We start from the raw sequence: 14,415 nt of genomic DNA on the forward strand, positions 1-14,415 counted from the left end.
AGGGCGCATGGCGAAGGCAGCACCGCAGCAGGTATCGTTTGACGCCGGCGAGCTCTCGCCGCTGCTCGGCGCGCGCGTGGACCTGGCGAAGTACCCGAATGGGTGCAAGGTGATGGAGAACTTCATCGCCACGGTGCAGGGCCCGGCTATCCGCCGAGGCGGCAAGCGCTTCGTCGCGGCGATCAAGGATTCAACCAAACAGGCGTGGCTGCTGCCGTTCATCGTATCTGACGGCATCGCGTACATGCTCGAGTTCGGTGATCACTACATCCGCTTTTTCGTGAATCGCGGGCAACTGGTGAATGCTGGCACGCCGGTAGAGGTTGCGACGCCGTACGCACTCGCTGACCTGACGACCGAAGACGGTACTTTTGCGATTCGCGCGACGCAGAGCGCGGACACGATGTACCTGTTTCACGGTGCCTATCCGACGCAGAAGCTGCTGCGCACGACGGCGACGACGTTTTCGTTGCAGCCGGTAACGTTCGTTGGCGGCCCGTTCGCTACCGTCAACACTGACAACAGTGTGAAGGTGCAGGCGAGCGCGCAGGTTGGTGTGGTGAACCTCGCAGCGACGGCCGATGTATTCCGGCCGTCCGACGTGGGCACGTTGTTCTATTTCGAACAGGAAGATAACTCGTTCGTCCGGCCGTGGGGCGTGCATATGCGCGTCGCGGTGGACGACCTTCGCCGCGTTGGCGAGCGCGTCTATAAGTGCACCGCGATCGGCGCGAACACGCCGCAGGTTACTGGCTCGGAGACGCCAACGCACACGATTGGCCGCCGATGGGATGGAACCGGAAGCGACGAATCGACGACCGACGAGTGGGGGTCGATCGGGGCAGAGCAGGAGTATCAGCACTCCGGCTATGGCATGGTGATGATTACCGGATATACGGACGCACGGCACGTCACCGGCACCGTGACGACCGGCGATCCGGCTGATGCCTGCATGCTGCCGAGCATGGTCGTATTGAGCGGCACCTATAAGTGGGCGCGGTCGCTGTTCAATTCGACTGACGGGTTTCCGCAGATGGGTGTCTTCTGGCGGAACCGGTTGTGCTTGATGCGCGATCGCTGGCTCGCCATGTCGGTATCTGCGGATTTCGAGGTGTTCAAGACGAAGGACGCCGACCAAGCAACCGACGACTCGGCGATCGTGCAGCAGCTCAATGCGCGTCAGCTCAACAAACTGGCGTGGATGGTCGAATCCGATAGTCTGCTGATCGGTATGACCGGCGATGAGTGGGTCGTCGGGCCGGCGAACGCGTCGCAACCCGTCAGCGCGACCAACCTCAACGCCGCGCGGCGCACGTCGTACGGGTCGAAGCGCATCCAGCCGGTACAGGTCGGCGGAACGATCATGTTCGTGCAGAAGGCCGGCCGCAAGCTGCGCGACTTCAAATACGACTTTTCGTCCGACAACTACGTGTCGACGGACGTTACAAAGATCGCCGACCACATCACGCGCGGCCGGGCCGGCGCGAACAGCGGGGTCATGTCGCTCTGCTATCAGCAAGAGCCGCACACCGTCGTCTGGGCTGCACGGGCGGACGGGCAGCTGATCGGCTGCACGTACGACGAGGAAGCGAGCCGCAGCGACGTGTACGGCTGGCATCGACATCCGGACGCGAACGGCTTCGTTGAGTGCGTCGCATCGATGCCCGCGCCGGACGGCGCGTCTGATGACCTGTGGGTCATCGTTCGCCGCCAAATCAACGGGCAGACAGTGCGGTACGTCGAGTATCTGAACCCATCGCTGCAGGACGACGAGTCCGCGGCGGAATCGTTCTACGTCGACGGCGGCATTACCTATCGCGGCGCCCCTACCACCACGATCGATAGTCTCGGGCACCTCGAAGGGCAAACCGTCGCCGTGCTGACCGATGGCGCGGTGCATCCGTCGCGTGTGATCACCGGCGGCGCAATCGAGCTGGACTGGTCGGCGTCGGTTGTGCATATCGGAGTTCCGACGAAATGTCGTATCCAAACCATGCAGTTGAACGCCGGCGCCGCAAACGGGACAGCGCAAGGAAAGACAAAGCGCGTGGCGAACATCGTGACGCGCTTCTCGCGGAGCCAGGGCGGCGCCGTCGGCCCGTCGTTCGCCGACAGCGATCTGGAACCGTTGAATTTCCGTAGGCCATCGAACGCGATGGACAACGCGGTACCGCTGTTCGACGGCGACATGGAATCGAACTGGCGCGGCGACTACGAGGGCCAGTCGTGGGTTTGCTATCAGAACGATCAACCGTTGCCTGTGACGCTGCTCGGGTTCTTTCCGATTCTGGATACGCAAGATGATCGCTGAACACCTGACGCCTGCGCACATCCTCGCTGTCGACCTGCAGCCGGCGCAGGCGGGCGTCGCCGGCGCGCTGACCCGCGAGTACGCGGAAAAGCTATGCACGCTGACGCGCGTCGGGTGGGCGATCGTCGACGGCGACGTGACGCTCGGTTGCGGCGGCATTGTCGAGATATGGGAAAACCGCGCGCAGGCGTGGACGCTGATCTCGTCGGCGCTGCTGCGCCGGTTCCGGCCGGCGCATCGGATGGTGCGTGCCGTGCTCGACGACGCGCCATGGCGTCGTATCGAAATGGACGTCGATGCGTCGCATGCTGCGGGTATCGCGTGGGCCGAACACCTTGGCTTCGTGAACGAGGGCGTGCGCCGGAAATACACGGTTGACGGGCGGGACGTGATTCTTTTTGCGAGGGTGAAATAGTGGATCCGGTATCCGCACTGACCATTGGCAGCGCTGCGGTTTCGACTGTCGGCGCGATCTCCGGCGGAATGGCGAAGTCAGCGCAGGCAAGCCAACAAGCCGCCGCGCTCGATCGTAATGCCGCGTTGTCCGATCAACAGGCCGGACAGGTCTACGCGCAAGGTGTGAACCGCGAGGAAGCGCAGCGCGCGCAGGCCGGGCAGCAGCTCGGCACGCAACGAGCGGCGGTGGCCGAATCGGGTTTCAACCCGAACGTCGGTTCGGCGCTCGACACGCAGGTACAGAGCACGCGCAATGCCGAGCTCGACGCGCTGCAACTGCGCTATCAGGGCATTCTGCAGGGCCAGTCGCTCGAGGACCAGGCGCAGCAGGATCGGTACGCGGCACGCACCGCACGTGCCAGTGCGCGCAACAGCCTTGTCGCCGGCGGTATCTCGGCGGCCGCATCGCTGCTCGGCGGCGTTGCATCGTACGGAAAGAGCGGTGGCAGCTTGTTTTCGTCGGGCACTGGCGGCTCGTTCACGCCGCTCGGCGGGCTGTCGTCGTTCGGGCGAACTGGCAACATGACGGCGGGGCTGTACTCGGGCGCAAATAAATTCGGCTTCACGGGGGGCATGTAATGTCGATTCGCATTCCCGTCTACGACCGGCAGGTCACGCCTGCGCTGCAATCGTCCGGTGCGCAAACGCCGCTCACCGTGGTTGATGACGGCACGGGCGCGGCGCTGCAGCAGGCGGGCGCGGCTATCGGCCAGGTGGCCGGCGTGCTCGAAACGCAGAAACGGCAGGACGAACAGGCGGCGGTGGCGCGCCAGATCGGCGACGACCGTGTGACGTGGCTGCAGAACATGCAGACCGCGAAGGATAACGCCGCTCCGGGTGCGCCCGACTTCACGCCGAATCTGATCAAAGGGTTCGACGACTACGCACAGCAGCAACTGCAGCAAATGCCGGATGGCGCCGCGAAGCGGTTCTATACGCTGCAGCTCGGCGACCTGCGCACGTCGCTTGCGGGGCAGGCTGTCACGTGGCAGGCAGAGCAGCACCGCGCGTACAACGTCAGCCAATACCAGCAGGGCAACGACACCGCGGCGCGCGCGATCGCGATGGACCCGACCCTGTATGGATCGACGCGTGCCTCGCAGCTCGCGCTGATCGACACCGCGCAGCTCGACCCGCAAACAAAATCGAAGCTCGCCGAGAATTTCAAGGACGTGGCGTCGACGGCGGCAGGCATGCGCGCGGTTGCTGATGATCCGGTCAGCGCGCTCGGCGCGATGACGCAAAAGCCCGACCAGCCGTTGCCGGCTGGCTTCGAGTGGGTCGGCGACCTGCCGCCGCAGAAGCTGATCGCGCTGCAGGGACATGCGCGCTCGCTCGTCGCACAGCAACAGAATGCGGCCGACCGCGAGGCGTTGCAGCGCGAGAACGACGCGGCGACGGCGCACAACCAGGCCCTCGACCTGGTGAACGCTGGCAAGCAGCTCAGCCCCGAATACACAACGCAGTTGCTGACGGCCACGGCCGGCACGGCTGTCGCGGAACAGACGCGCCGGCTTATCGAAACCGCGGGCCAGCGCGCGGGATTCGCGAGCGCATCGCTGCCGCAGCAAGCCGCAACATTGCAGCGCTACCAGACCGAAGCGTCGGCGCGTGGCACTGATCCGGATACCGCCGCCGCGGTGAAGCAGCTCGAGCAGATCCACACGGCAAGCGTCGCCGCGTACAAGGCGGACCCGTGGAACGCGGCGCTCGACCGCGGCGTGCTGCAGGGCGTGCCGCAGGTCGACACGTCGAGCGTGCCGGGTCTCGTCGCGTCGCTCGCCGGGCGCGCGCAGGCCGCAGGCGCAGTCGAGCAGGCCGCCGGCCGGCGCGTGTCGCTGATGACGCCCGATGAAGCGCAAACCGTGCTCACCGCTGTGGACGCGCTGCCGCTCGATACGAAGGCGCAAGCGTTGAACCAGATCGGGCAGGCGTACGGCAACGCCGGCCGCATCGCGGATCTCGCCGCGCAGTGGAAGGAAAAGAGCCCGGCGATGGCGCTCGCGCTGAAGGCAGGCGCGGCGGACGTCGGCGGACGACCGTTGCTGACGACGAGTGGCGCGCCGCTCAGCACGTTCATCCTGACCGGCGCGCAAGCGTTGAAGGACAAGACGGTCAAGATCGACGACGTGGCCGGTACGGGCATGCGCGCCACGATCGCGAACGCGATCGGCGATTCGCTTCCGCCCGAGCAGGCTGACGATGCGAAAGAAGCCGCGTACTTCATCGCGGCGGGCAGCGCGGCGCGCGGCGGCCGCACGCAGCCGAGCAGCACGGACGTGCAGAACGCGATCAGCGGCGCGACGGGCGGGATCTCGACGACCGGCGGCCTGCAGATCAACGGCAAACCGAACATCGTTGCGATGCCGTATGGCTGGCGCGAGGAAGATTTCCAGACCGCAGTGAAGCAGGTCACGGCCGCGAACATCGAAAACCCGGGCGTCGACACCGTGCTCGCGAACGGACACGAGATTCCGGTTGCGGACTTCATGAAGCAGTTCGCGAGTTACCGGCTTGTGCGCGTCGGTGTGCGCGGCACGTACGCGGTGTCGACCGGGTCGAAGTTCGTCACCGATAAGACTGGCGCGCCGGTCACCGTGCACCTGACATTCCCGACGAAGAACGCACAGACCGGCGCGGCGCCGGCCGGACAATCTCCGACCATGCCGTTCCCGGGAGGTATGTAATGCCGGTCGATTCGCTGTACGCCGACCAGACCGCCAGCTTTCTGAGCGGGCAGAACCAGATCGACGTGCCGGAGCCGCGCGCGTATCCGTCGACGTCCATCACATCGATCGCGCGCGCGGTTGGGCGCGGCCTCGGGCAGGGTGGTACGGCGCTGTTCGGCGCGGCGTCGGATCTGGCCGCCGGCCTGAGTCAGATCTACGTCGATCCGGACACGCTCACCCTGAACCCGCAGGCGCAGGCTGACGCAGACAAGCAGGTGAACGCGGCGATCGCGAAGCAGCGCGCCGGGCACCTGTTCGAGTCGCCGCTCGGCACGCGCGCGTACGACCTGTCCGACACCTTCAAGCCGGATCCGACACGCACGACCGCCATCGATCAGACTGTGCAAGGCGTGATGTCGGGCCTGACGCAGATCGTGCCGGCCGCGGTGCTTGGCGGTCCGCTGGCCGGCGCGGCTGTCGGCGGTACGTCGATCGGCATGTCGCGCGCGGAAGACCTGAAGCGGCAAGGCGTCGATGTCGGCACGCGGACGGCAGTCGGTGCGGTCGAGGGTGCGATCACGGCTGCCGGCGCGGTGCTTCCCGTGGCAGGCTCAACGCTGCCGCGCACGATCGGGCTCGTTGCGGCGGGCGGTCCGGGCGCGGCGATCGCGCAGGCGACGATCGAGAAAGCGATTCTGCGCAACGCGGATTTCACGCACCTGGCCGATCAGATCAACCCGATGGATCCGGTCAATTTGGCTGCGGCGACATTCATGGCGGGCACGTTCGCGGGCGTGCATACCGCAGTGACGGCGCGCGCCGCGCGGCAGACGGCCGCTGCGGCAACGGCGCCGCTCGAAACACTGTCGATCGACGCGCGCCGCGCGTTGCCGTACAACTCGCCGCAGCTTGACGCGTACGCCGTGCAGGCCGCGCAGGCGGCCGGTGTACCGCCCGAGCTGATGCTCGCGCTGAAGAATGCGGGCGAGAAGTCGAATTCGGGACAGGTATCGCCGAAGGGTGCGGCGGGCGTGTCGCAGATGATGCCCGAGAACCTACGCAAGTACGGCGTGACGGATGCGACGGACCCTGTGCAGGCGCTCGACGGCATGGCGAAATACCTGGCCGACACGCAGAAGCAGTACGGCGGCAACCTGCAGGCGATGATCGCCGACTACAACGGCGGCCCGAAACAGGCGGCCGCGGTGCTGCGCGGCGAGCGGCCGCCAGCGAACGAGACGGCCGCGTATCTCGACCGCGTGAACGACTATCTCGCGACGCGCGGCATCGACTCGGCGACGTTCCATGTGACGCCCGACCAGGTCGACGCGGCGCTGCTCGCGCGGGGGCAACGGATCGTCGACGATGCGTATGTGTTTGGGCGGCCGGATGACATTGCTGCAATGTCCGCGCATCAGGACGCATTCGAGCTCGCCGCGCGCCAGATGGATGCCGGACAGTTCCCGGACGTCGCACGGTTCGTGACGGGCGACGATTCGGCGCGTGCGACCGCGCTCGACTCATTGATCGCGGAAACAGAAGCTCAACGCACCGATGTTGCGCAGCAGGCGTCCGGCCTCGCCGATCAGGGCGCCGTATCGCAGATGCGCGCCGAGCTCGATCAGCTCACGGCCGCGCGTCCTGATGATTCCGCCGCCGGGGTAAAGGAGCTTACGCGCCAACTGCAGGACCAAGGCATGAAGTACAAGGCTGCAGCCGCGAAGGCGCAGAAGCAGATCGAGGCGACACTCGCCGACCACGAGGCGCAGGTACAGCGCCTGCGTGGCGCGATCGAGGAAAACGCCCGCGCGCAGCAGGCGCACCAGCAACTCGGTGCGCTCGACGCTCAGCTGACCGACCTGCGCGCGGCGCGCGCCGGGATCGATGCGCCGGCAACGCGCCGCACGCCGCTGTCGCGGTTCGTCGAGGATGTGGTGCGCGCGCAGACACGGCGCGAGCCCGTGACGTACCGGCAGCCGCAAGAGCCGGTGCTGCAGGCGGCCGACACGATTCCCGGCGGTGCTGTGCCCCGCTCGGCCACTGCGCCGGCAAGCGGCGCCCCGAGCGCACGCGCCATCGAGGCGAACCTGCGCGACACTGCCGCGCTGCGGCCGGACGTGCAGGTCACGATCGACACGCCTGCCGGCGAGCGCACGGGCACCGTCGCCGAACTGATGCAGCAGATCGACGACGAGCACGCCATGAACACGCAGGACGCGGGGCTGTTCGACGTCGCCGCGAACTGCTTCATCAGCCTGGGAGGCTAAATGCACCAGAAGTGCGTCAACGCGGTCGAGGCGGCCGCTGGCCGGAAGCTCACGCAGACCGAGATCGACGGAATCGAGAACCGCGTGCGCGCGGGTATGCGCTCGACCGCGCGTCAAGACCCCGCCGCGTGGTCGGCGATGTCGCAGGCCGATCGCGTTGCGGCCGGCGCCGAGTGGGCGCGTCAGCAGCTCGTGCATGAGGCCGATCTCGATCGGGCACGCAAGCAACTGCAGATCGCGAAACAGATCGAGACGACCGATCGGATTCAGGAAGCACTGTACGCCGATCCCGAAAACGCTCACCGTAAGCGTGCGCGCGAGTCGGTTGTCGTGCACGACATCGAGCAGACCTACGTGCTGGCGGGCGCGATCAAGTCGGACTACATGCGGCAGACAATGGGCGCGATCGATGCGATGAAGGTCGGGCAGAACTTCCTCGCGCGCGCGTTCGATGTCGACAATCCGGCGATGGAACGTGACATCATCCGCGAGGTGTACCGTGGCGCGGACGGCTCGACGGGCAACGAGGTTGCGAAGGCCGCAGCAGAGCAAATCGGAAAGACCACGGGCGCGATGCGCGAACGGTTCAACCGCGCTGGCGGCAACGTCGGCGAGCTCGATTACGGCTACGTGCCGATCCGGCATGCGCAAGGGAAGGTGCTCGGCAACGGGTCGGATGCGCAGCGGCACGCCTGGGCGGACGCCGTTATGCCGCTGCTCGACCGCTCGCAGTATCTCGACGACGCCGGGAATCCGCTGAGCGACGCCGACCTGCGCAAGGTGCTGGTCGGCGAAGATCGCGAGGCGTGGGAACGTGCGAACGCGGCCGCGCGCGGCAACATCGCGCCGCGCAAACAGGGCGTGTGGGACACGATCGCGTACGGCGGCGTCAACAAGATCGTGCCGGGCGAGACGGCCGGCAACGCCGCGCGCGCGAACGCGGGGTCCGCGCACCGCGTGCTGCACTTCCGCGACGCTGACGCGCACATGCAGTACAACCGCCAGTTCGGCGAGGGCTCGCTGCTGAACGCGCTGGTCGATCACGTTGGCGGGATGGCGAAGAACATCGCGCTCGTCGAGCGCTACGGCCCGAACCCGACGCGCAACATGAAGACGCAGATGCAGCTGACAGCAGTGCACGACGGCACCGAAATGCGCACGCTTGAAGGCGGCATGACGTCTGTCGGCGCGTATTGGAACTACGTCACGGGCGCAACGAACACGCCCGTGAATCCCGCGCTCGCGCGGAAGATGGAAACGCTGCGCACGACGGTCAGCGCCGTGAAGCTGCAGGGCACGATCCTCGCAGCGCTCGGCGACGTCGGCACGATGTTCGTGACGGCCGGCTACAACAAGGTGCCGTTCTTCAAGACGCTTGGCACCGCCGCGCGCCTGATGGCGCCCGGCTCGAAGGACTTCCGGTCGTGGCTGTCGTCGCAGGGACTGATCGCCGAATCGCTCGAGCACGGGCTTAACCGATGGGGCACCGACAACCTCGCGACGACGTGGGCCCGCAACCTGTCCGCCGCGACGATGAAGTTCGGCGGCGTCACCGGCTGGACGGATGCGTTGCGCACGGCGTTCCAGTCGCACATGATGCGTGGCCTCGCCGGCATCGGTCGTACCGACTGGAACAGCTTGACGGAGTGGGACCGCCGCACGCTGACTCGTGCCGGCCTGACAGCTGACGATTGGGCGATCGTGAACAAAGCGACGCCGGGCCGCTACGGCGATGCCGAATACCTGACGCCGGACGCGCTGTACGCAACTGGCGACGCGCGCGCCGCGGACGTCGTGCCGAAGCTGCTCGGCATGATCCGCGAGGAAGGGGAGTTCGCCGTGCTGAATCCGGATCTGCGCACGAAGGTGATTGCCTCGGCCACGCCGGGGACGGTCACGGGCGAGCTGAAAAAATCGTTCATGCAGTTCAAGTCGTTCCCGATGGCGATGATCTCGCGGCATTGGGGGCGCATCGGTGACATGCGGCGGTCGGGCGACTTCCGTGTCGACGGCGCGCCTGCGCTCGCGAACCCGATGGCCTACGCTGCAGCGCTCGTGGTCAGCACAACGCTGATCGGCGCGATCTCGACACAGGCGAAGAACCTGCTCGCCGGCAAGGATCCGGAACCGATGTTCGACGACGTGAAGCACGCCGGCGGCTTTTGGACGCGGGCATTCTCGGTCGGCGGGGGCGCTGGCTTCGCGGGCGACATGCTCGTCGCCGCGTTCGAGTCGGCCGACTACGGCTCGCTGCTCGGAAGCGCTGTCGGCGGGCCGCTGCTGTCGACGCTGTTCCAGCCGCTGCGCGCGATCTCGTCGAACGTGCAGGACGCGGCGCAGGGCAAAGACACGCACGTCGGCGCAGACCTGCTGAAGATCGCGCAGTCGAACACGCCGCTCGTGAACCTGTGGTTCTGGAAAACGGTGTGGAACCGTCTTATCTGGGACAACCTCGCCGAGAACCTGTCACCAGGCGTCACGCAGCGGAACATGAACCGGTCGCGCAACCAGTACCACAACGATTATTTCTGGTCACCCGGCACGGGTGAGCCGCAGCGCGCGCCGAATCTCGCGGCGGCGCTCGGTTAGCGGACAGGGCCGTAAGCAATGGTGGGGTCGTAGAGATTGATGAGGCTCGCTATCCCACCGCTACCGCATACCTGCACGTGAACAAAATATCGATGCCCGACCCGAATGAGACTGTTAGCGCGTTGTCGATCGATATTTGATAATTTTCCGATGTTCGTGGGCACCGACCATTGGTTCCCGTTCTTATCGGTGAATCGAAACGTTTCGAGTGTCCCACCGCTCGGCGTAAACTGGATGCCTTCTACTTTAACGAAACCGATGAATTGGCCGCAGTTGGCACCTGCAAACTGATACACCGAATCCATTTCTTCAATACCGGCGACGCGTTCCGACGCTTTTGAGCTACCCGTCAAGTCGTTCGATTGCCACACTGAAATAAGGCGCGGCCCTGTTGATTCTTGTACGCCTACTGCAAATGTGACAAGAGGCAGCAAAGCTGCCGCAACCGTGACAACTAACCGTTTCATTTTGTCCCCCGTTTCGCGTTTCCGGCGATCCTAGCATAGACGGAAAGACGCACGATTATGTGGGGGATGGGCCGCAGCATGGCGCAGTCTCCTACAGGGCTGCGCGCCATGACTGTTGCCTCGGACGTACAGGACGTCACACACGACACCGACGGGGTTACCGTCGTGTTCCCGATCCCGTTCTACTTCTTGCGTGATGCAGACGTGCGCGCGGATCGGATCGATGCGTTGGGCGTCGCTGTTCCGCTGGTCTTCGGCACGGATTTTACGCTTACCGGCGCGGGCAATCCGGCCGGTGGTTCGTTGACGACCGTCAGCGTCATCGCTGCCGGCTATACGCTGCACATCTATCGCGATGTGCCGGCGACGCAGGAAACGCAGTATCAGCAAAACGACCCCTTCCCGTCGAAGACGACAGAGCGCGCGCTCGACAAGCTCACCATGCTCAGTCAGCGCGCATTCGGGCTGATCTCGACCGGCATCCGTTACCCCTTCTCTGAATTCGGTACGAACGCTGTCTTGCCGGCGGCCGCCGCGCGCGGCGGCAAGGCGCTCGTTTTCAAGTCGACGGGCGAGGTCGGTATCTCGCTGCAGAACTGGAAAGAGCCACAGACGATTCTCGACGAGGCGAAAGCTACCGCTGAAGCTATCGCGGCAGGCATCGCGCCGGGATCTGGCACGGGCACGTTCATTCAAGACGGCGCAGGCGCCGTGGTGCGCACTTTTCAAAGCAAGATGCGCGAACCCGTCAGCGTTATGGACTTTGGCGGCGTAGGCGCTGGTGCGGATGAAAGCTTGGCGTTCAATCTTGCGGCTGCGAAGGTGGGCCCGAACGGCCAGGTCAGCGTTCCGGCTGGCAACTGGCGAATCGAGACGACCCCTACGACGCCGATCACGTGGCTCGTTGACGCGCAGGCAACGTTCTCCGGCGCGGGCGCGTTGTCCGGCCGCATCATCAAGTTCGGTAACAACGGTGCGCATTCGAAGGGCACGAAGTTCGGCGCGCAATCGGCGTGGTTGGAAAGTCTGCGGCCCTTCACCGAATCGATCGCCGAGGTCGCTGTCGTGTCGACGATCGGCCAGATCGGCATCATCGGCGCGTCGCGCACTTCCGATTTTGGCGTGGCTGGATCGCAGGGTTGCATCGGCGTCAGCGGCTACGCAAACAACGACAACACCGCACTGCTCCAGACCGGTTACGGCGGTTACTTCGAGGCTCGACGGCAGGTCGGCGCGGGCATCACGCAGGCCGTCGAAATCGACATCGTCAATTTCGGTTCGGTCGGCGTCGTCTATCCGGGCAACGTGTACGCGCCGGACCTGACTTCGTGTCTGTGGCTGGCGAGTGGTGGCGATATTCCCGGTGCGCGCGGCGCATCGCTGGCGCTTGGGATTATCGCGAATGGTGCGCCTTTCGATAAGGGCATCGTCATTCAGACGGGCGCGGTAACCCCGTATTTCGGCGAGGCCGTGGCGATCGCGCTCGGCTCGCAGAACGGGATCGTCTGGTACGACGGCGCCACTAACAAGCTCGCGCGCATTCGAAGCGACGCAACGGCGCCTTCGATCGGCCTCATCTTCGCAAACAGCAGGTTGGCCTTTCAGGACATGAGCACTAACCCCGTGCTCACGTTGCAGGACAACGGCGTCCTGAATATCGAGAAGGGGACCGGCGGTCTCTATTTCGTCGGCACACAGGTGATCAGTGCACGCCAGGTCGGTTGGCACGGTGCTACTGGCCCGAGCCGCGTTGCGCTTAACGCCGCGACGGCAACCCTTCCACAGGTCGCGGCGGCCGTCGCGGCACTCATCATCGATTTGACTACCCACGGGCTTATTGGAGCTTAGCAATGGAAAGCATCACCCTGACCCTGCCGACGGCGTACCTCGCAGTCATCAACAAGGGCCTGCTGCAGGTTCCTTACGGCGAAGCCGCGCCGGTCGTGAATCACATCAATGCCGAGATCCAGGCGCAGTTCGACAAGAAGCGCGACGCCGAAGTCGAGGCAGCTGCGGCCGAAGCGAACGCAACTGCCGATGGCGCATCGCAAGCGCCGGCGCGTTCTCGTCGCGCGCGTCGGAGTACCAAGCATGGCTGAACCGACGACCAGCCTCGCGGCCGCGGCCGGCGCGCTGCTCGTGAAGATCGTTCCGGGTGCCGTCGGTTCGCTGATCGCGTTGCGCTTCATCGGTGACGGCCTGACCGGTCGGCAGAAAGCAGTGTCGTTTCTTTCTGGCGCGGCGATCGCGTATTACGGCGGCCCGGCCGTCGTGTCGTGGTTTGCGATCACCGACAACGGCGCACAGCAGGCGATCGGTTTTCTGGTCGGCCTGTTCGGGCTGGCTGTCACGAAAGAGCTGTTCAAAGAAATCAACAACGCAGACTTCATCGGGGCCCTCAAACGACGCATCTTCGGAGGTCCGTGATGGTCACGATTTTCATTTTCGCAAACCTCGTCGTCCTCGCTTTCTGCATCTGGATCGCCGTCACCGACGCGATCGCGACCGGGTGGTGGGGCACGGTCGGCTTCTCGATCATCGGCCTCGCGGCCGCCGTCAACGTCCTGAAGCCGATCCGCATGCTGCCCGCGATCGACCCACCCGAAACGCTGATGATGGTCGGCATGTCGATCGTGTGCCTGTGGGTGATGGGGCGCAAGGCTTACTGGTGGACGAAGGGACACAACCATGGCACGCATTGACGCAGCCGCCGCGGGCGGCAAAAACCGCGTCGCTTTCCTCGACATGATCGCGGTGAGCGAAATCGGTGCCGCGCTGCTCGCGAAGTCGGACGACGGATACAACGTGCTCGTCGGCTCGACGCCGGCGCGGCCACTGCTGTTCTCCAACTACGCGACGCATCCGAACGTACGGAACCGGCAGATCCCGGTGCCGTCGACGGCGGCCGGCCGCTACCAGATCCTATTTCGTTGGTGGCGCATCTACCAGGCGCAGATGAAGTTGCCCGACTTCGGTCCGGTCTCGCAGGACCGTTACGCGCTGCAGCAGCTGCGCGAGCGCGGCGCGCTGCCGCTGATCGATGCCGGGCGCTTCCGCGAGGCGGTCGCGAAGGTGTCGGATGTATGGGCCAGCCTGCCGGGCGCCGGCTACGGCCAGCACGAGAACGACATCGAGCGGTTGCTCGCCGCGTACCAGGCGGCGGGCGGGGAGGTCGCAGCATGACGATCCTCGACCCGCGCGTCTGGCTGGCCTTCATCGTCTCGCTCGCGATCACGGCCGGCGGTTGCTACTTCAAGGGCCACGCCGACGGCGTGCGCACGACAACCGCCGCGGCGCAGAAGGCGCAGATTGCCGCCGTCGCGGCCGCTCGAGCCGAAGAACAACGCCGCACTGCGGCTCAATCGGAGATCGCAAACGATGCGAACCAACAACGCACGGCCGCGCTCGCGGATGCTTTTGCTGCTCGTGCTGCCGCTGGCAGCCTGCAGCAGCGCGTCGACCAGCTCGTCGCGGCCGCCCGCCATTCCACCGCTACCGCCGGAAGCCCGGCAGCCGGCGACGCCCTCGATCTGCTTGCCGACGTGCTCGGCAGCGCTGACCAGCGCGCGGGCGAACTGGCAGAGTACGCTGACCGGGCCCGCATCGCCGGCCAGCAGTGCGAGCGCGACTACGACGCGCTGACCGCGGCGAAATAG

13 protein-coding genes are annotated in these 14,415 nt (G+C 65.6%); 12 read left to right on the forward strand and 1 reads right to left on the reverse strand.

The features are described 5' to 3' along the window. The first annotated feature begins 7 nt into the window (after positions 1 to 7). Genes G3N62_RS05765 through G3N62_RS05790 form a run of 6 tightly spaced genes read left to right on the forward strand, consistent with a single transcriptional unit; the run spans position 8 to position 10,292 of the window. Positions 8 to 2,311 (forward strand): hypothetical protein, encoded by a 2,304-nt coding sequence (locus G3N62_RS05765; RefSeq protein WP_206141182.1) that lies wholly within the window; start codon positions 8 to 10, stop codon positions 2,309 to 2,311. Beyond that, positions 2,301 to 2,726, forward strand: a complete 426-nt coding sequence (locus tag G3N62_RS05770; protein WP_206141183.1) for a GNAT family acetyltransferase — start codon at positions 2,301 to 2,303, stop codon at positions 2,724 to 2,726. Before G3N62_RS05765 ends, G3N62_RS05770 begins: the two co-directional genes overlap by 11 nt. After that, complete coding sequence (locus tag G3N62_RS05775; RefSeq protein ID WP_206141184.1) at positions 2,726 to 3,346, forward strand: hypothetical protein; 621 nt, start codon at positions 2,726 to 2,728, stop codon at positions 3,344 to 3,346. Before G3N62_RS05770 ends, G3N62_RS05775 begins: the two co-directional genes overlap by 1 nt. Beyond that, the gene (locus G3N62_RS05780; protein ID WP_206141185.1) at positions 3,346 to 5,454 is read left to right on the forward strand and encodes a hypothetical protein; all 2,109 of its coding nucleotides are present in this window, start codon (positions 3,346 to 3,348) and stop codon (positions 5,452 to 5,454) included. The genes G3N62_RS05775 and G3N62_RS05780 overlap by 1 nt, the downstream gene beginning before the upstream one ends. After that, the gene (locus G3N62_RS05785) at positions 5,454 to 7,703 is read left to right on the forward strand and encodes a lytic transglycosylase domain-containing protein (RefSeq protein WP_206141186.1); all 2,250 of its coding nucleotides are present in this window, start codon (positions 5,454 to 5,456) and stop codon (positions 7,701 to 7,703) included. Before G3N62_RS05780 ends, G3N62_RS05785 begins: the two co-directional genes overlap by 1 nt. Continuing rightward, complete coding sequence (locus G3N62_RS05790; protein ID WP_206141187.1) at positions 7,704 to 10,292, forward strand: hypothetical protein; 2,589 nt, start codon at positions 7,704 to 7,706, stop codon at positions 10,290 to 10,292. It abuts the gene before it with no gap. Here the strand turns inward: G3N62_RS05790 and G3N62_RS05795 are convergent. Next, complete coding sequence (locus tag G3N62_RS05795) at positions 10,289 to 10,759, reverse strand: hypothetical protein (protein WP_206141188.1); 471 nt, start codon at positions 10,757 to 10,759, stop codon at positions 10,289 to 10,291. The genes G3N62_RS05790 and G3N62_RS05795 overlap by 4 nt on opposite strands. Before the next feature lie 66 nt (positions 10,760 to 10,825). Here G3N62_RS05795 and G3N62_RS05800 point away from each other — a divergent pair, with 66 nt between their 5' ends. The 6 genes from G3N62_RS05800 to G3N62_RS05825 are packed head-to-tail and all read left to right on the forward strand — an operon-like array spanning position 10,826 to position 14,415. After that, complete coding sequence (locus G3N62_RS05800; RefSeq protein WP_206141189.1) at positions 10,826 to 12,607, forward strand: hypothetical protein; 1,782 nt, start codon at positions 10,826 to 10,828, stop codon at positions 12,605 to 12,607. Between the two features lie 2 nt (positions 12,608 to 12,609). Further along, complete coding sequence (locus G3N62_RS05805; RefSeq protein WP_206141190.1) at positions 12,610 to 12,858, forward strand: hypothetical protein; 249 nt, start codon at positions 12,610 to 12,612, stop codon at positions 12,856 to 12,858. Further along, entirely contained in the window at positions 12,851 to 13,186 is a 336-nt protein-coding gene (locus G3N62_RS05810) for a holin (protein WP_206141191.1), read from the forward strand. Before G3N62_RS05805 ends, G3N62_RS05810 begins: the two co-directional genes overlap by 8 nt. Continuing rightward, positions 13,186 to 13,461 (forward strand): holin, encoded by a 276-nt coding sequence (locus tag G3N62_RS05815; RefSeq protein ID WP_241012892.1) that lies wholly within the window; start codon positions 13,186 to 13,188, stop codon positions 13,459 to 13,461. Before G3N62_RS05810 ends, G3N62_RS05815 begins: the two co-directional genes overlap by 1 nt. Next, a complete protein-coding gene (locus G3N62_RS05820) occupies positions 13,448 to 13,942 on the forward strand; it encodes a glycoside hydrolase family 104 protein (RefSeq protein WP_206141193.1) in 495 nt (164 codons plus the stop codon). Before G3N62_RS05815 ends, G3N62_RS05820 begins: the two co-directional genes overlap by 14 nt. Beyond that, the gene (locus G3N62_RS05825) at positions 13,939 to 14,415 is read left to right on the forward strand and encodes a DUF2514 family protein (protein ID WP_206141194.1); all 477 of its coding nucleotides are present in this window, start codon (positions 13,939 to 13,941) and stop codon (positions 14,413 to 14,415) included. The genes G3N62_RS05820 and G3N62_RS05825 overlap by 4 nt, the downstream gene beginning before the upstream one ends.

Source organism: Burkholderia sp. Tr-20355 (assembly GCF_017104685.1).
Classification (GTDB): domain Bacteria; phylum Pseudomonadota; class Gammaproteobacteria; order Burkholderiales; family Burkholderiaceae; genus Burkholderia; species Burkholderia seminalis.